Source organism: Herbaspirillum sp. 1173, assembly GCF_031455335.1.
GTDB classification, from domain to species: domain Bacteria; phylum Pseudomonadota; class Gammaproteobacteria; order Burkholderiales; family Burkholderiaceae_D; genus Herbaspirillum; species Herbaspirillum huttiense.
The window spans coordinates 133,841-149,789 of sequence record NZ_JAVDSP010000003.1 but is presented as its reverse complement, the minus strand read 5'-3'; the positions used below and the strand labels follow the sequence as shown (position 1 = coordinate 149,789).

The window sequence follows — 15,949 nt, the reverse complement described above, 5'->3', positions numbered from 1 at the left end:
GTTGAGGCGGCCAGCCTGACGCGCCGTGGGGCAAGTCGGGTAGGATGAGGGCTGGCGGCGCACGCCACTCAGGCCTGACCCGCGCGCGGCGCGGATAGTTCCTGGCCGGTGCAGGCGGCGAAAGCTTCATGTCCGGGTCGTCCCGGGTGTCTCTCGTGACACGGGTTCGTTGCCCCGCCGCTTGCGGTCGTGCCGGAGCAAGGGCTGGATGGCCCTCGCTCCTGTTCATCCCGCTATTGTAATGCCACCGGCAGTGGTTGCCGCGCGGGCAATCTGGCAGCACATCGAAGGAGAATGCAGTGAGCAGCAGTGTCAGTGTGAGTATTGATGCGTATTCGGAAAAGGCGACCTGTGAGCGCCTGATATGGGTACATCGCTGGACCGACAAGCTGTTGAGCTTCCGCACCACGCGCCCGGCCGGCTATCGTTTCACGGCAGGCCAGTTCGCGCGCCTGGGACTGGAGATCGACGGCGAGGTGGTCTCGCGTGCCTATTCCATCACCTCGGCGGAAGGGGACGACTATCTGGAGTACTACGCCATCATCGTCCCTGAAGGAAAATTCACATCGCGCCTGAACCAGCTCCAGCCGGGCGATGCCGTCTGGGTCGAGAAGCTCAGTTATGGCTTCATGACGGCCGACCGTTTCGTTGATGGCCGGCAGGTGTGGATGCTGGCCACCGGTACCGGGCTGGGGCCTTATGTCGCTATCCTGCAGCAGCCGGAGGTATGGCAGCGGTTCAGCGATCTGGTGGTGGTGCACGGGGTGCGCCAGCGCGAGGAACTGGCCTACGCCGAGACCTTCGCCCGCCTGCAGCAACAGGCCCGTGCGCAAGGGTGGCCGGCGCGCCTGCAGCTGCTGCGTTGCGTGACGCGTGATCCCGCTCTGCCGGACGAGCCGGGCTGGCTGGCAGGGCGCATCACTACCCTGCTCAAGGACGGCCGGCTTGAACAGGCCAGCGGACTGACCCTGGCAGCCGAACACAGCCGCGTGATGGCCTGCGGCAATCCGGACATGGTCACCGAGGTGCGTGAGCTGCTGCGCGAGCGCGGCATGACGCCCTTGCGGCGCACCGGGGGCGGACAGTTCGTGACCGAGGATTATTGGTGAGATTGTCCTGTGACAGGTGAAGCAACTGAAGCGAGTGAGACAGGTGAGACATCGAAGAAGAGGGTGCGTGAAAACGCAGGTGGACTTCAAACGATGTCGAGCCTTTCAATAAATATCTTTTAGATATCTCCGCTATAAGCCGTAGATAGAATAGTTTCTATTGACACGTCGAATTTATTCGATTTTTTGTGGGAATAACGCAGTTTCCTTTCTATTTTCTCCAGATTTTCTCTATCTCCTAGGAGTGGAATTTTTCGCGATGCCGTTGCGGCATCGCCCTGGGCGGGGGAGTCGACATCGATGCAGACAAATCGAGGGCCGCAAGTCGAGGCGAACCAGGGGAGGATGAGCGAGGGCAATGATGTCGCGGCGTCGCCACCTGTCAGTCAATTGAACCATTTGGGGGTAGCATGAATTTGAAGAAAGTCCTGCACGTTGCCATTGCCGATGATCATCCCATCGTGCTGGGAGCGCTTCGGGGTGAGCTGGCGCGTTTGCCGGAAATCCGCATCGACCTGGAGGTTGAGAATGGCGAGGCGCTGATCAGTGCGCTGAAGCGTTCGCCGTGCGAAATCGTCATTACCGACTTCGCCATGCCGGCCGATGACAGCGACGAGTCGGATGGTTTTGCGCTGGTCAAGCGCCTGAAGACCGAGCATCCGTCGACCAAGGTGATTGTCTACACCGCGATGAACAATGGTGCGGTGATCCGCCGCTTGTATCGCATGGGCGTATTTGCCGTCATCAACAAGCGCGAGAAAACCGACGAGCTGATCAATGCCTGCCTGGCCACGCAGAGCAGCAAGCAGCTGTATTTTCCGGTCTCGCTGCGTGGCGAGCTGGAGATGAGCTGGGCGCAGGGTGAAGGTTTCGGCCTGGTGCGCGAATTGACCCAGAGCGAACTGGAAGTAGTGCGCCTGTTCGTGGAAGGCCAGTCTCTGGGTGAAATCTGCGTGCGCCTGTCGCGTACGCCCAGCACCATCAGTACCCACAAGAACAATGCCATGCGCAAGCTGGGCCTGAGTACGGATGCTGAGCTGATCAAGTATGCGTATTCGACGGGGATGATCAACTAGGGCACTGCTTGGTCCGGCCGCAAGATGTCGGAGGTTTTGCAGAAACCACTCATCATTCATTGGTCGCGGATGATGCGTCAAAATATATCAAAAAAGAGATAAAATAAGAATGTGGCATCTCGATTTATTGCCGCAAGCTCATGCGGAGCTGCTTGGGCTGCCTGCCGACCTGCAGGCACGCTTTCTCCGCATCGCAGAAATGTTGGAGCGATTTGGCCCGCATGCGGTCGGTATGCCTCATGTGCGTCCCATCGAGGGCAAGCTATGGGAAATGCGCTTGACTGGGCGTGACGGGATTGCAAGGGCGCTTTATGTGAGCGTTTCGCAGCGCAGGCTTGTGGTGCTGCATGTCTTTGTGAAAAAGACTCAAAAGACTGATCGGCATGCCATCGAGACCGCATTGACCAGAATGAAGAGGATGGAAAAATGACTGACCTGGCTACCCTGAAGAAGCATTTGCTCTCCAATGCTGCGGTCCGCGAGGAATACGATCTGCTGGCAGGCGAATTTGCCTTGGCGCAGGAGTTGATCGCGGCGCGTGTGCGGGCCGGCCTTAGCCAGCAGGAACTGGCGGAAAAGATGCAGACGTCGCAGTCGGCGATCGCGCGTTTGGAAAGCGGCCGCAGCATGCCATCCATGCGAACCTTGGCGCGCTATGCAGCGGCTACCGGAAGCAGGGCTGTGGTCCGGCTCGAAGTTCCCACGTAAAGGCAGCGGACTCTGAAAACAAAAAGCCCGGTCACCAGGACCGGGCTTTTTGCATGAATCTTTGGGGTGGCTGATGGGACTCGAACCCACGACGACAGGAATCACAATCCTGGACTCTACCAACTGAGCTACAGCCACCGTCGACTGTCAGACAGACTTGCGTCCGTCATCAAGTAAGCAAAAGATTATACAAACACTTGCAGGGAATGGCAACATATTTCAATGCAAATTGGCAATTGCCCTGAAATTTCTTTCCGCAACCCTACCCATCCGCGTCAGCCGCCCGTTTGCGGCTGCAAGGCCTGCACCGGCGGATCAAGCTTGAGCAGTCCCCGGAAAGCCTGTTCCAGCGTCGAGCGGCTGGCCGTGGTGAAGCCGGCCAGCGAACCGGTCGCTGCTTGCGCTTCCAGGCCTTCGGTGGCCAGCAGGCGTTGCAACTGCCGGGTCACGGCCTGGCCGGTATCGATGATGTCGGGAACGCCGCCCGCCAGGCGCTGGCAGACGCTTTCGATGGCTGGTCGCACGAAGGGGTAGTGGGTGCAGCCCAGTACCAGCGTATCGGCCCCTTGTTCCAGCAGCGGACCCAGGTAGCGCTCCAGCAATTGCACCGTGGCCGGCGAATACAGTTCGCCTTTCTCGATCAGGTCCACCAGCCCCACGCAAGCCTGGGGCAGGTAGCGCACCTGATACCGGGCTTCCATCTGCTGCTGCAGCAAGGCAAAGCGCTGGCTGGCCAGGGTGCTGCGGGTGGCCAGGACGCCGACGGTGCCGCTGCGGGTTTGCTGCGCGGCCGGCTTGAGGCCGGGTTCGATGCCTACCACGACCAGTTGTGGCCAGCGCGCGCGTATCGCCTGGATGGCCGCCGCCGTAGCCGTGTTGCAGGCCACCACCAGGGCCTTGATTCCCTGCTCCAGCAAGAAGGACGCGATGGTCAGCGAGCGCTCCACGATCTGTGCCTCGGTCTTGTCACCATAGGGTGCATAGCCGGAGTCGGCGAAGTAGATCAGCTGTTCACGGGGCAGGGTGGAATGAATGTGCCGCAGCACCGACAAGCCGCCGATGCCGGAATCGAAAATGCCGACCGCAGCGTTGGCTGCGGCCGGCATCGGGCTACTGCTGTCGGACCCGGCGGCAGAAGGCGCACTGACCTGCTTGACGGCTTCATTCATGGTGCTGCGCGCGCTCCTGCAACGGGCTCGGCCTGGTATCGAATCAGGCCGTGGTGACGGGAATCTTGGACAGGGACACGCTCTGGGCGATCTTTTCCTTCCATTCGGCCGGCCCGGTGTTGTGCACCGAGATGCCGTTGGCGTCCACGGCCACCGTCACCGGCATGTCCTTGACGTCGAACTCGTAGATCGCTTCCATGCCCAGGTCGGCAAAGCCCAGCACCTTGGCCGACTTGATCGCCTTGGACACCAGGTAGGCCGAACCACCCACGGCCATCAGGTAGGCCGACTTGTGCTTCTTGATCGCCTCGATGGCGGCCGGGCCGCGCTCGGACTTGCCGATCATGGAGATCAGGCCGGTCTGCTCCAGCATCATGTCGGTGAACTTGTCCATGCGGGTGGCGGTGGTCGGGCCAGCCGGACCCACCACTTCGTCGCGCACCGGATCGACCGGGCCGACGTAGTAGATCACGCGATTGGTGAAGTCCACCGGCAGCTTCTCGCCCTTGGCCAGCATGTCCTGGATGCGCTTGTGGGCGGCATCGCGGCCGGTCAGCATCTTGCCGTTCAAGAGCAGCGTCTGGCCCGGCTTCCAGGAGGCGACTTCTTCCTTGGTCAGGGTGTCCAGGTTGACGCGCTTGGACTTCTCGGTGTCGGCCACCCAGTGCACTTCCGGCCAATCCGACAGCGACGGCGGTTCCATGTAGGCCGGGCCCGAACCATCCAGCACGAAGTGGCCGTGACGGGTCGCGGCACAGTTGGGGATCATCGCCACGGGCTTGGAAGCCGCGTGGGTCGGGTGCATCATGATCTTCACATCCAGCACGGTGGTCAGGCCGCCCAGGCCCTGTGCGCCGATGCCCAGTGCATTGACCTTCTCATAGAGCTCGATCCGCAGCTCTTCGGTCTTGTTCTGCGGGCCGCGCTTCAGGAGCTCGTACATGTCGATGTCTTCCATCAGCACTTCCTTGGCCATCAGCATGGCCTTCTCGGCCGTGCCGCCGATACCGATGCCCAGCATGCCCGGCGGGCACCAGCCGGCGCCCATGGTCGGGACCGTCTTGAGGACCCAGTCCACCAGGTTGTCGGAGGGGTTGAGCATGACGAACTTGGTCTTGTTCTCGGAGCCACCGCCCTTGGCGGCAATCTGCACGTCCACGGTGTTGCCGGGCACCAGTTCCATGTGGATCACGGCCGGGGTGTTGTCCTTGGTGTTCTTGCGCTCGAATTGCGGGTCGGCCACGATGGAGGCGCGCAGCACGTTGTCCGGGTGCGAGTAGCCGCGGCGCACGCCTTCGTTGACGGCGTCGGCAATCGAGCCCGAGAAGCCCTCGAAGCGCACGCCCATGCCGATCTTCAGGAACACGTTGACGATGCCGGTGTCCTGGCAGATCGGGCGCTTGCCCTCGGCGCACATGCGCGAGTTGGTCAGGATCTGGGCGATCGCATCCTTGGCGGCCGGGCTCTGCTCGGTCTCGTAGGCGCGGGCCAGATGCTGGATGTAATCGGCCGGATGGTAGTAGCTGATGTACTGCAGCGCGGCGGCGACGGATTCGATGAGATCGTCTTGCTTGATGATGGTCATGGCTGGTTCTCTCGGTTTGGATGAGGCAAAGTCAGTGCGGCTTGTCGGAGGGTTCGGAAGGATGCACCATCAGCCGGTCGCAATACGCGATGGCCATGGCCGACAAGAGGAAGGCGATATGGATGCCGGTCTGGGCGATGAGCGTCTTGGCGTCATACAGATTGGCATTGATGAAGGTTTTGAGCAGGTGGATCGACGAGATCCCGATGATGGCCGTGGCCAGTTTGACCTTCAGGACAGAAGCGTTCACATGCGAGAGCCACTCGGGCTGGTCCGGATGGCCTTCCAGGTTCATGCGCGAGACGAAGGTTTCATATCCGCCCACAATCACCATGATCAGCAGGTTGGAAATCATCACCACGTCGATCAAGGCCAATACCACCAGCATGATGGTTTGTTCATTCAGCTTCTCGGGGCGGGTGGCGCCGGGAATGGCGACCGCATCCAGAATGTGGTCCAGCGAACTGGCGCTGCCCATGGCCGCGCCGATCAGGTCCACCAGCTCGACCCAGAAGTGATACACGTAGACGCACTGCGCCAGGATCAGGCCCAGGTAGAGCGGCAGCTGCAGCCAGCGGCTCATGAAAATCAGGTTGGGCAGGATGCCGATCTTGCGGGGAGGCTGGGGCGACGAGTTTTTCATGGGTGTCCGTGCTACGCGTGATTCTGGCTGAGGATGACGATATCCGGTGCGCCGCTGCTGCTGCGTTTGCGTTCACTGTCCGGCTCCGGATTTGGGGCCGTATTCTACACGCCCTTGGCCCATTTCCGGGGCCTGCCCTGCATCCCGCGTGCGCAGTGCCTGCGGGAAACATCGACCTGTGCCAGAATGCCAATATGTTGTCTTGAACACCAGAGAACATCGCAGCGATATGAAGGTCTGCGTCCATGGAGCCAGCCGGGTGCGGTCCTGCCCGGGTTGGCGCAAGGGGGCAGCCATCGCTGTCCCAGCCCTGATGCAAGCGGCCTCCCGCCCGACAGGGGCGCTGCTTGTGTAAGGACTGAGTAAGTGAAACGGCCTATGTTTTGCGGAAAGCAAAAACAAACCTACTGGAGACTACCGTGGCAGACATCGAGACATTCAAGCAAGAGAACCGCGTATTCGCACCCCCGGCCGAGCTGGCCCGTCACGCCGCCATTTCGGGCATGGACGCCTACCAGGCCCTGAACGCCGAATTCGAGAAAGACTACGAAGGCACCTGGGCCAAGCTGGCCAAGGACAACCTCAACTGGCACAAGCCCTTCACCCAGACCCTGGATGAATCCAACGCCCCGTTCTACAAGTGGTTCGCCGATGGCCAGGTGAACGTCTCGTACAACTGCCTGGACGTCAACCTGGAAAACGGCAATGCCGACAAGACCGCCGTCATCTTCGAAGCCGACGACGGCAAGGTGACCCGCGTGTCCTATCGCGAACTGCACCAGAAGGTCTGCCAGTTCGCCAATGGCCTCAAATCGCTGGGCATCAAGAAGGGCGACCGCGTGGTCATCTACATGCCCATGTCGGTCGAAGGTGTGGCGGCCATGCAGGCCTGTGCCCGTATCGGCGCGACACACTCGGTGGTCTTCGGCGGCTTCTCCGCCAAATCCCTGCACGAGCGGGTGATCGATGCCGGTGCCGTGGCCGTGCTGACCGCCGACTACCAGGTGCGCGGCGGCAAGCAGCTGCCGTTGAAATCGATCGTCGACGAAGCCCTGGCCATGGGCGGTTGCGATACCCTGAAGCACGTGGTGGTCTACAAGCGCGCCGGTGCCGAGATCAACTGGGTCGAAGGCCGTGACCTGTGGCTCTCCGACGTGGTCGCGAACCAGCCCGACACCTGCGAGCCGGAATGGGTGGATGCCGAGCATCCGCTGTTCATCCTCTACACATCAGGTTCCACCGGCAAGCCCAAGGGCGTGCAGCATTCGTCGGCGGGCTACCTGCTGTGGGCCGTGCTGACCATGAAGTGGACCTTCGACATCAAGCCCGACGATGTCTACTGGTGCACCGCCGACATCGGCTGGATCACCGGCCACACCTACATCGCCTACGGCCCGCTGGCCGTGGGGGCGACCCAGATCGTCTTCGAAGGCGTGCCGACCTATCCGAACGCCGGCCGCTTCTGGGACATGGTGGCGCGCCACAAGGCCACCATCTTCTACACTGCGCCGACGGCGATCCGTTCGCTGATCAAGGCGGCCGATGCGGATGAGAAGGTTCATCCCAAGCAATACGACCTGTCTTCGCTGCGCATCCTCGGTTCGGTGGGCGAGCCCATCAATCCGGAAGCCTGGATGTGGTACTACAAGAACGTCGGCCGCGAGAACTGCCCCATCGTCGATACCTTCTGGCAGACCGAGACCGGCGGCCACATGATTTCGCCGCTGCCGGGTGCCACGCCCCAGGTGCCGGGTTCGTGCACGCTGCCGCTGCCGGGCATCACGGCGGCCATCGTCGACGAGACCGGCAACGACATCCCCAACGGCAATGGCGGCATCCTGGTCGTCAAGCGTCCGTGGCCGTCGATGATCCGCACCATCTGGAACGATCCGGAACGCTTCAAGAAGAGTTACTTCCCGGAAGAACTGGGTGGCAACATCTACCTCGCCGGCGACGGCGCGGTGCGCAACAAGGAGACCGGCTACTTCACCATCACCGGCCGTATCGATGATGTGCTCAACGTGTCGGGTCACCGCATGGGCACCATGGAAATCGAATCGGCGCTGGTGGCCAACAGCATCGTGGCTGAAGCGGCCGTGGTGGGCAAGCCGGATGAAACCACCGGCGAATCGATCTGCGCCTTCGTGGTGTTGAAACGTCCGCGCCCGACCGGTGAAGAAGCCAAGCAGATCGCCAAGGAATTGCGCGACTGGGTGGCCAAGGAAATCGGCCCCATCGCCAAGCCCAAGGAAATCCGCTTCGGCGACAACCTGCCCAAGACGCGCTCCGGCAAGATCATGCGTCGTTTGTTGCGCGTGCTGGCCAAGGGCGAGGCGATCACCCAGGACGTTTCCACGCTGGAAAATCCGGCCATCCTGGATCAGCTGAAAGAAGCGCAGTAAGCCTGAGGCCGCCGCTGCAGGGCGGTGACAGGCTAGCCGGCAGGGCGGGGCGTTGTCGTATGGACGCCGGGTCCTGCTGGTTTTTTCATGGTCTTTTTGAAAAAGATGCAGAAAAGACTTGGCTTCGGCGAGAAGCTTGCTATAATGCATGGCTTCGCTGAACGCGAACCCGAATCCAGGAGAGGTGGATGAGTGGTTTAAGTCGCACGCCTGGAAAGCGTGTATAGGTTCATAGCCTATCGGGGGTTCGAATCCCCCCCTCTCCGCCACAATGAAAAACCCGCTGATACGTCAGCGGGTTTTTTTATGTCCCGGCGTGATGCCTGTTTCATTCGCGCCCATCACGGATCAATGCATCAATCCTCCCGCACCCGCACCGACCTCATCGCGCAACGCCAGTTCTTCCCGTTCCTCGATGAAGAGCAGGAATTCCATATGATTGCGCGCATGCACCCACGCCGCCAGCGTGCGGTCGCTGTGTACTTGCAAGGCCTGGATGTGACTGGCGATCAACGCACCCAGATGTTGGCGGATCTCGAATGATTCCGCCCCCGCCGCGTGCATGCCCACCAGGCAATTGCGGGTGGCATTGCGGATGAGGTCACCGACGATCAGATTGGCCCCGGCCATCTCGGCCAGTTTCCTGACGATCAATACATATCTGCCAGCGATATCCTCTGCAAAACTGTTTAGCATCATTTCTCCTCTGCCCAGACCTTACCGCGCTTTGTTGACGCAACACCATCGGGATAATCCTGACCCGCCTTCTCATCAAGCGGGAGACGGCCCGTCTCTTCTCAGGCAATCTCTGATGGCGAGGCCTGCCGGTGCGAACAATAATGGCACCACGAGACGTCACCGTTCAGGGGAGAACCATGCAAGCGTGTCCGATCAAGGTGGCGTCCAGAGCGGCCAAGGGCTTCGTGGCCGCCGTCTGCATCATCATCCTCATTCTGGAAGCCTGGACCAGCTGGCATGAACACACGGCCGAGATGGAGGAATCCTTCCGCTCCACCGCCAACATGGCGCTGGCGCTGTCCCAGCACGCCGACCAGGCGCTGGACGAGGTCGACATCGTCCTCAAGGCCGTGATGGAGCAGGTACCGGGCAAGCCGCTCGCCGTGGCCGGCAATGAGCGGCTGCACAACTTTCTGGTGCGAACCGTCGGCGAGGTGCCGCAACTGGCAGGCCTGTTCATCTATGACGAAAAAGGGAAGTGGCTGGCCTCCTCGCAGCCGGTCCTGGAAACGCGCTTCAACAACAGCGACCGTGATTATTTCCGTCACCATCAGGCCAATCGCCTCGATTCTCCCTTCATCGGCAAGCCCATCCGCAGCAAGTCCACCGGCCACTGGGTGCTCACCATGAGCCGCCGCATCAACAAGCCCGATGGCTCGTTCGGCGGCGTCGTCCTGGCCACGCTGGACATCCAGTTCTTCGAGCGCTTCTATCAGAAGTTCGATATCGGCCAGCAAGGCGTCGTGCTGTTCGGTGCCAACGACGCCACCATTCTCTATCGGCGGCCGCTGCGCCCGGACTCCATGGGCAAGTCACTCGCGCAATCCCCGCTGATCCAGCAATACGTCAAGCTGCAGGACCAGGGAGTGGTCGAGCTGCGCTCCACGCAGGATGGTGTTCTGCGCATCCACGGCTTCAAGCATCTCAGCAATTACCCGCTCTTCGTCATCGTCGGCGTATCGAAGGAGGAGATCCTGCAGAGCTGGACACGGCACCTCATGGTGCGTGCACTGGGCATTGCCTTGCTGCTGTTCGCCATCTGGTACGGCGGCAACAAGATGGTCGCGCAGGTAGCGCTCAGGGAGCGCGCGCAAGCCGAAGCAGTGCGGGCACAAGCCGAGCTGGAAACCATGTTCGAATTGCTGCAGAAACAGTCGCGCCGTGACGGTCTGACCGGTGCCATCAATCGCCGTCATTTCGATGAATTGCTGGAGGCGGAAGCGGCGCGTTTCGCGCGCGTGGGCGGGGCGTTCTCACTGCTCATGATCGATGTCGATCACTTCAAGCAATACAACGATCACTATGGCCACGTGGTGGGCGATGTCTGCCTGCGCAACATCGCCGCGGCCATCTCCGGGGCGGCACAGCGCGAGATTGATACGGTGGCGCGTTACGGTGGCGAAGAATTTTCCGTACTGCTGCCGGAATGCGGCAGTGCCGGTGCCATCGTGGTGGCGGAACGAATTGTTGCGGCCGTCAGGGCCATGGGCATTTCGCACGCGACCAGCGACAAGGGCCGGGTCACGGTCAGCATCGGCATCACATCCATCACGTCTGCGGAGGGCTTCTCCTATCAACCGCGCGAACTGATCGAAAGCGCCGACAAGGCGCTCTACCAAGCCAAGGACACGGGACGTGACCGGGCAGCCTTCCGCGAATTCATCGGCAGGAAACCGATGCTGGCCTGGTCGGCCTAGTCAGGAAGGTAGAACCTTACTCCGGCTTCTGCTCTTGCCGCTCATCGTCGGCGGCATTCGGGCTTTTCTCCACCAGCACGCCGCCCCGTCCCATGCGCTGGATGCCGGCCGGGGCGTTCAGTGGCGGCTGTCCACCTAGCGTACCTTCATGGCCCTCGGGCTCTTTCTCGAAATGGGTCTGCGTGGCCCCTTCCTTGGGGCGTCGTGGCTGGTTCTCGTCACGTTCAATGTCATGCCGGTCAGTATGGTCAGGCTGGTTCATGATGGTCTCCTTGAAATCACAAGGTAGACCGTTCGCTTGCATCGCGTTATCGGAGTCCCCCGCACAATGGCGTCAGCCAGGCACCGACAAGCCTCAATCGGCGTCGTCCATCACGCGCAAGGCGCGTTTCCGGATCTTTTCCATGGCGCGCATCAAGGCCTCGCGTTCGCTGCAGCTCAGCGCTTGCAGGAGATGGGCTTCGCGCTCTTCCACCATCGGCACGATCTTGCGGTACAGCTTGCGTCCCTGCGCCGTGGGCTTGACGATGCGCGCGCGGGCGTCATCCGGGCTGGGCTGGCGCAGTACCAGGCCATCCTGTTCCATGCGCGCCAGCGCACGGCTGACCTGCATCTTGTCCAGTGAGGTATGGGGCACCAGATCACTGGCCTGCATCTGGCCCTCTTCGGCCAGGGCCGCCAGGATGCGCCATTCGTCGCGGCTCAGGCCGAAGCGATCGGCATAGACCTCCGCCACCGAACGGCTCACCGCCTCGGCCAGCTGGGCCAGTTGATAGGGGAAAAAATCTTGCAGTTTCATTCCGACATGGTAACAGACGTTACCAAGTCGACACGGCAGCGGCACGCTTGATCCACATCAATGACCCTGCACGCGAGGACCTTCCTGCCCCTGCCGCACGTTGACCCTGAGCGAGCCTCGTCAATATAGTAACAACCGTTACTAATTCAAACACAAAGACGAAGCCCTCAAGGAGACTGCCATGAAGATCGATCGCATCCATCACGTTGCCTACCGCTGCAAGGACGCCAGAGAAACCGTGCTCTGGTACCAGAAATATCTGAACATGGATTTCATCCTGGCCATCGCCGAAGACCAGGTACCCTCGACCAAGGCCCCCGATCCCTACATGCACATCTTCCTCGATGCCGGGCAGGGCAATGTGCTGGCCTTCTTCGAGATCCCGAATTCACCGCCCATGGGGCGCGACGCCAATACCCCGGCCTGGGTGCAGCACATTGCCTTCAAGGTGGACAGCGAGGCCACCCTCAGGGAGGTCATGCAGCGTCTGCAGGCCGATGGCATCGAGGTGGTGGGCATCACCGATCACACCATCTTCAAATCCATCTATTTCTTCGATCCCAGCGGCCACCGCGTCGAACTTGCTGCCGATTGCGCCAGTCCGCAGCAGCTGCAGCGGCTGGACGAAGTCAAATGGGACATGCTGGACGAATGGTCACGTACCCGCCGCGCACCGAAACATGCCGCCTGGATGCATGTGCAGGAATTCACGGCAGCCGGTCACTGATCCGATAAAAAATTGACAGCGCCATCCCCCCCGATGATCCCAAGGAGACACCATGCAAAGCACCTACACCTATCCCCGTTTCGCCTATCAACCCTCGGATGAGCAGCGCAGCGGCCAGCCGCAGCGCCACCCGGTGGTCATCATCGGTGCCGGTCCCATCGGCCTGACTGCCGCCCTGGAGTGCGCCGAGCGCGGCCTGCCCGCCGTCGTGCTGGATGACAATGACACCGTGAGCATCGGTTCGCGTGCGGTCTGCTATGCCAAGCGTCCGCTGGAGATCTGGGATCGTCTGGGCGTGGCGCAGCGCATGGTGGACAAGGGCGTGGGCTGGCAGCTGGGCAAGGTATTTTTTGAGGATCGCCAGGTCTACCAGTTCGACCTGCTGCCCGAGGCCGGCCACCGGATGCCGGCCATGATCAACCTGCAGCAATACTATCTGGAAGAGTATCTGGTAGAAGCCTGCGCGGCGCATCCGCTCATCGACCTGCGCTGGAAGCATGCGCTGGTGGGCCTGAAGCAGGATGATGACGGTGCCACCCTGACCGTGGAAACGCCCGACGGCAGCTTCACCATGCAGGCCGACTGGATCATCGCCTGCGACGGTGCCAACAGCGATACGCGCAAGATGGTCGGTGCGCAGTTCACCGGCCAGTTCTTCCAGGACCGCTTCCTCATCGCCGATGTCATCATGAAGGCGGACTTCCCGACCGAGCGCTGGTTCTGGTTCGATCCGCCTTTCCATCGCGGCCAGAGCGTGTTGCTGCACAAGCAGTGCGACAACGTCTGGCGCATCGATTTCCAGCTCGGCTGGGACGCCGATCCCGAGGAAGAAAAGAAGCCCGAAAACGTCATCCCGCGTATTCAGGCGATGCTGGGGCCAGAGGTGGAATTCGAGCTGGAATGGGTTTCCGTCTACCAGTTCGCCTGCCGCCGCATCGACAACATGCGCTACCAGCGCGTGCTCTTTGCCGGTGACGCTGCGCATCAGGTATCTCCCTTCGGGGCGCGCGGTGCCAATACCGGCGTGCAGGACATCGACAACCTGATCTGGAAACTCAAGCTGGTCATCGATGGCCAGGCCCCGGTCAGCTTCATCGACAGCTATCACGAAGAGCGCGCTTTCGCGGCCGACGACAACCTGCGCCAGTCCACCCGCTCCACCGATTTCATCACACCCAAGAGCCGTGCCAGCCGCGTGCTGCGCGATGCCGTCCTGACGCTGGCCGAGCACGAACCGTTCGCCCGCACGCTGGTCAACAGCGGCCGCCTGTCCACGCCGACGCCTTATGTGAGTTCGTCCCTGAACACCCCCCGACAGCGTGCCGTTCGGCGAGCGCATGGTCCCCGGCACGCCCTGCGCGGATGCGCCGGTGCGGCAGGGGAGCCGGCCCGGATGGCTGCTCAGTCAGCTGGGCGAAGGCTTCACGGTGCTGGTATTCGGTGCGGGAGATTTCCCCGTCAGTCTGCAGGCAGCGGGTCTGGAGATTCCGGTCAAGACCATCGGTCCCGCCGGTTCCGGGGCCCTGCTGGAGGATGTGCAGGGACTGGCCGCGCAGCGCTATGCTGCGCACGAAGGATGCGTTTACCTGATCCGGCCGGACCAGCACGTGGCGGCCCGCTGGTCGCGCTTCGACCCGCGGCAGATCGCTGCCGCCGTCAACCGCTGCGTCGGTCACAGCATGGTGCAGGCCGCCTGCGCCTGACGGGCGCGCTTGAGGTGATACATGCCCTGGTCGGCGCAAGCCAGTAGGGCATCCATCGACTTGCCGTCATCGGGATAGCGTGCATGGCCCAGGCTCGCGCTCACCGTCAGCATCGTCTGGCCGATCTGGAAGGGGGCAGCGAGCGCCTGGGTGAGCTTGTCGCGGATGATGCGGATGTCGCCGCTGGCGACGATGTCGGTGAGCACCACGAATTCATCACCACCAATGCGGGCGATGGTATCCGCATGCCGCAGGCTCGCCCCCAGTCGTTCGCCGATCTGCAGCAGCAGCAGATCACCGGCGGCGTGGCCGTGGCGATCGTTGACCAGCTTGAAACCATCCAGATCCAGGAACAGCAACGCGAAGCTGCCCTGTGCGCGCTCGGCGCGGGCGATCGCAGCAGCGATGCGTTGCTCCAGCAGGCTGCGGTTGGGCAGGCCGGTGAGGCCGTCGTAGAGCGCCTGCTGGCGCAGGCCGTCATTGGCGGCGCGGGCTTCGCGCAATTGCCGGTGCAGCTCGCGGCAACGGCCGCGCGCGGATGCCAGCAATGCGCCCAGCGTGCCCGCCAAGCCCAGTGAGGCGACGGCACCGAGGCCATCCAGTGAAGCGCCGGTCCAGACCCGCTGGACCAGCCTGAACCATTCGCCGTTATCCATCCCAAACATAAAAGACCACGCTTTCTTTCATTGCCACGCAGATGAACCCTCTGCCATAGATGTTCCGGATCTCGAAACGGGCATGCGCCAATTGCCCCAGCTTCTTCCGGAGGCGATAGATGATGGTGTCGATGCGATGCGGATCGATGATCTCGGCCGTGATGTTGAGCGCATGCATCAGGTGTTCCACGCTGACCGGGAAGTGCGGGCTGAGGAACAGCGTCGTCAGGACCGCGCATTCCCGCTCGCTCAGCGCCACCCGTTCGTTGTGCGGACTGACCAGCGTGCCGCGGCGGCGATACAGGGTCCAGGCCTCTGCACTGCCTGCGGTCGGCGCATGGAGGATGCGCAGGCGTCGCAGGAAGGAGCGGATGGTCGCCAGCAGCAGGCCTTGCCGGATCGGTTTGTGCAGGATGTAATCGGCACCGTCGTGCAGGGCTTTCTCCTGCGCATCCTCGCTGAGCTGTTCGCCGATGACGACGATGCCGAGCATCGGAAACTTCTGCCGCAGATCGGCCACCAGCGGAAGCAAGCTGATGGTGAACCGGTGCGTCTCGATGATCAGGACAGCAGGCTTTTTTTTTGAATCTCGCCTTCCAGTTCCGACAAGGCCGCCACTGCCCGTACCGGCAAGCCGCTGGCATGCAAGGCCTTGAGCACAACGCCGGCTCCCTCGCCTGGATGCTCTACGATTAACACTGCCACGTCGTTCACATCCCCAAAATGAAACAACCCTGATAGTCCGCTCTTAACGGATGAGTATCATTATTGGTTACGTTATACCTGCTTTTGTGTAGCGGGAGTTTCACAGAAAATCTCGATTTTGTTATCAATTTGAAAGGCGCGGCGCGATCATTCCGCGCCTTGTGGCCGACCGCAAAAATGCGCCCATTGGCGTTTGCAGGCGAAAAAAAACGGCAACCCGCAGGTTGCCGTT

At 61.6% G+C, this 15,949-nt stretch carries 15 protein-coding genes, 2 tRNA genes and 1 pseudogene; 9 read left to right on the top strand and 9 right to left on the bottom strand.

Going from position 1 to position 15,949, the window contains the following annotated elements:
- Positions 1-299 precede the first annotated feature (299 nt).
- The 4 genes from J2X56_RS12595 (at position 300) to J2X56_RS12580 (ending at position 2,893) form a co-directional block, all read left to right on the top strand.
- Positions 300-1,109 carry a ferredoxin--NADP reductase gene (locus J2X56_RS12595; protein WP_121038653.1) on the top strand — a complete coding sequence of 270 codons (810 nt, stop codon included), beginning with the start codon at positions 300-302 and terminating at the stop codon, positions 1,107-1,109.
- A 410-nt stretch (positions 1,110-1,519) separates the two neighbouring features.
- On the top strand, positions 1,520-2,185 hold the full coding sequence (locus J2X56_RS12590) for a response regulator transcription factor (RefSeq protein ID WP_039786075.1): 666 nt from the start codon (positions 1,520-1,522) through the stop codon (positions 2,183-2,185).
- A gap of 109 nt (positions 2,186-2,294) precedes the next feature.
- Positions 2,295-2,615 carry a type II toxin-antitoxin system RelE/ParE family toxin gene (locus J2X56_RS12585; protein ID WP_121038656.1) on the top strand — a complete coding sequence of 107 codons (321 nt, stop codon included), beginning with the start codon at positions 2,295-2,297 and terminating at the stop codon, positions 2,613-2,615.
- Positions 2,612-2,893 (top strand): helix-turn-helix transcriptional regulator, encoded by a 282-nt coding sequence (locus tag J2X56_RS12580; RefSeq protein WP_039786071.1) that lies wholly within the window; start codon positions 2,612-2,614, stop codon positions 2,891-2,893. The genes J2X56_RS12585 and J2X56_RS12580 overlap by 4 nt, the downstream gene beginning before the upstream one ends.
- Positions 2,894-2,955: 62 nt before the next feature.
- Here J2X56_RS12580 and J2X56_RS12575 read toward each other — a convergent pair.
- The 4 genes from J2X56_RS12575 to J2X56_RS12560 form a co-directional block, all read right to left on the bottom strand.
- Positions 2,956-3,031: transfer RNA gene (locus J2X56_RS12575), tRNA-His, on the bottom strand.
- Positions 3,032-3,168: 137 nt separating this feature from the next.
- The gene (gene murI, locus J2X56_RS12570; protein WP_121038662.1) at positions 3,169-4,062 is read right to left on the bottom strand and encodes a glutamate racemase; all 894 of its coding nucleotides are present in this window, start codon (positions 4,060-4,062) and stop codon (positions 3,169-3,171) included.
- A 43-nt stretch (positions 4,063-4,105) separates the two neighbouring features.
- Positions 4,106-5,647: a fumarate hydratase gene (locus tag J2X56_RS12565; RefSeq protein WP_075257626.1), complete on the bottom strand. Its 1,542-nt coding sequence runs from the start codon at positions 5,645-5,647 to the stop codon at positions 4,106-4,108.
- 31 nt (positions 5,648-5,678) lie between these two features.
- Positions 5,679-6,290: a YqhA family protein gene (locus J2X56_RS12560; RefSeq protein ID WP_039786063.1), complete on the bottom strand. Its 612-nt coding sequence runs from the start codon at positions 6,288-6,290 to the stop codon at positions 5,679-5,681.
- A 419-nt stretch (positions 6,291-6,709) separates the two neighbouring features.
- On the opposite strand from J2X56_RS12560, the gene acs reads away from it, so the two are divergent.
- Complete coding sequence (acs, locus tag J2X56_RS12555) at positions 6,710-8,692, top strand: acetate--CoA ligase (RefSeq protein WP_121038665.1); 1,983 nt, start codon at positions 6,710-6,712, stop codon at positions 8,690-8,692.
- Positions 8,693-8,870: 178 nt separating this feature from the next.
- Positions 8,871-8,961, top strand: a tRNA-Ser gene (locus tag J2X56_RS12550).
- Between the two features lie 79 nt (positions 8,962-9,040).
- Here the strand turns inward: J2X56_RS12550 and J2X56_RS12545 are convergent.
- Entirely contained in the window at positions 9,041-9,388 is a 348-nt protein-coding gene (locus J2X56_RS12545) for a hypothetical protein (RefSeq protein WP_310160565.1), read from the bottom strand.
- Between the two features lie 179 nt (positions 9,389-9,567).
- Between J2X56_RS12545 and J2X56_RS12540 the strand changes: the two genes are divergently transcribed.
- Positions 9,568-11,127, top strand: a complete 1,560-nt coding sequence (locus J2X56_RS12540; protein ID WP_310160564.1) for a sensor domain-containing diguanylate cyclase — start codon at positions 9,568-9,570, stop codon at positions 11,125-11,127.
- Between the two features lie 16 nt (positions 11,128-11,143).
- Here the strand turns inward: J2X56_RS12540 and J2X56_RS12535 are convergent, their stop codons facing one another.
- Together J2X56_RS12535 and J2X56_RS12530 are read right to left on the bottom strand one after the other, a co-directional pair.
- A complete protein-coding gene (locus tag J2X56_RS12535; protein ID WP_121038674.1) occupies positions 11,144-11,389 on the bottom strand; it encodes a hypothetical protein in 246 nt (81 codons plus the stop codon).
- A gap of 93 nt (positions 11,390-11,482) precedes the next feature.
- Positions 11,483-11,926: a MarR family winged helix-turn-helix transcriptional regulator gene (locus tag J2X56_RS12530; RefSeq protein WP_034339526.1), complete on the bottom strand. Its 444-nt coding sequence runs from the start codon at positions 11,924-11,926 to the stop codon at positions 11,483-11,485.
- 181 nt (positions 11,927-12,107) lie between these two features.
- On the opposite strand from J2X56_RS12530, the gene J2X56_RS12525 reads away from it, so the two are divergent.
- Both J2X56_RS12525 and J2X56_RS12520 read left to right on the top strand, forming a co-directional pair.
- A complete protein-coding gene (locus tag J2X56_RS12525; protein WP_204725202.1) occupies positions 12,108-12,653 on the top strand; it encodes a VOC family protein in 546 nt (181 codons plus the stop codon).
- Between the two features lie 52 nt (positions 12,654-12,705).
- Positions 12,706-14,356, top strand: a pseudogene (locus tag J2X56_RS12520) (FAD-dependent oxidoreductase).
- Here the strand turns inward: J2X56_RS12520 and J2X56_RS12515 are convergent.
- Positions 14,326-15,021: a GGDEF domain-containing protein gene (locus J2X56_RS12515; RefSeq protein WP_310160563.1), complete on the bottom strand. Its 696-nt coding sequence runs from the start codon at positions 15,019-15,021 to the stop codon at positions 14,326-14,328. The pseudogene J2X56_RS12520 and the gene J2X56_RS12515 overlap by 31 nt on opposite strands.
- Positions 15,005-15,505, bottom strand: coding sequence for a winged helix-turn-helix domain-containing protein (locus J2X56_RS12510; RefSeq protein ID WP_310160562.1), 501 nt, complete (start codon positions 15,503-15,505; stop codon positions 15,005-15,007). Before J2X56_RS12510 ends, J2X56_RS12515 begins: the two co-directional genes overlap by 17 nt.
- Between the last annotated feature and the right edge of the window lie 444 nt (positions 15,506-15,949).

What these genes read in the sequence shown, in the direction of transcription:
- J2X56_RS12510 (WP_310160562.1), bottom strand. Translation starts at nt 15,505, where the DNA reads ATGCTCGGCATCGTCGTCATCGGCGAACAGCTCAGCGAGGATGCGCAG.
- J2X56_RS12545 (WP_310160565.1), bottom strand. Translation starts at nt 9,388, where the DNA reads ATGCTAAACAGTTTTGCAGAGGATATCGCTGGCAGATATGTATTGATC.
- J2X56_RS12535 (WP_121038674.1), bottom strand. Translation starts at nt 11,389, where the DNA reads ATGAACCAGCCTGACCATACTGACCGGCATGACATTGAACGTGACGAG.
- murI (WP_121038662.1), bottom strand. Translation starts at nt 4,062, where the DNA reads ATGAATGAAGCCGTCAAGCAGGTCAGTGCGCCTTCTGCCGCCGGGTCC.
- J2X56_RS12530 (WP_034339526.1), bottom strand. Translation starts at nt 11,926, where the DNA reads ATGAAACTGCAAGATTTTTTCCCCTATCAACTGGCCCAGCTGGCCGAG.
- J2X56_RS12515 (WP_310160563.1), bottom strand. Translation starts at nt 15,021, where the DNA reads ATGTTTGGGATGGATAACGGCGAATGGTTCAGGCTGGTCCAGCGGGTC.
- J2X56_RS12560 (WP_039786063.1), bottom strand. Translation starts at nt 6,290, where the DNA reads ATGAAAAACTCGTCGCCCCAGCCTCCCCGCAAGATCGGCATCCTGCCC.
- J2X56_RS12590 (WP_039786075.1), top strand. Translation starts at nt 1,520, where the DNA reads ATGAATTTGAAGAAAGTCCTGCACGTTGCCATTGCCGATGATCATCCC.
- J2X56_RS12580 (WP_039786071.1), top strand. Translation starts at nt 2,612, where the DNA reads ATGACTGACCTGGCTACCCTGAAGAAGCATTTGCTCTCCAATGCTGCG.
- J2X56_RS12525 (WP_204725202.1), top strand. Translation starts at nt 12,108, where the DNA reads ATGAAGATCGATCGCATCCATCACGTTGCCTACCGCTGCAAGGACGCC.
- J2X56_RS12565 (WP_075257626.1), bottom strand. Translation starts at nt 5,647, where the DNA reads ATGACCATCATCAAGCAAGACGATCTCATCGAATCCGTCGCCGCCGCG.
- J2X56_RS12540 (WP_310160564.1), top strand. Translation starts at nt 9,568, where the DNA reads ATGCAAGCGTGTCCGATCAAGGTGGCGTCCAGAGCGGCCAAGGGCTTC.
- J2X56_RS12585 (WP_121038656.1), top strand. Translation starts at nt 2,295, where the DNA reads ATGTGGCATCTCGATTTATTGCCGCAAGCTCATGCGGAGCTGCTTGGG.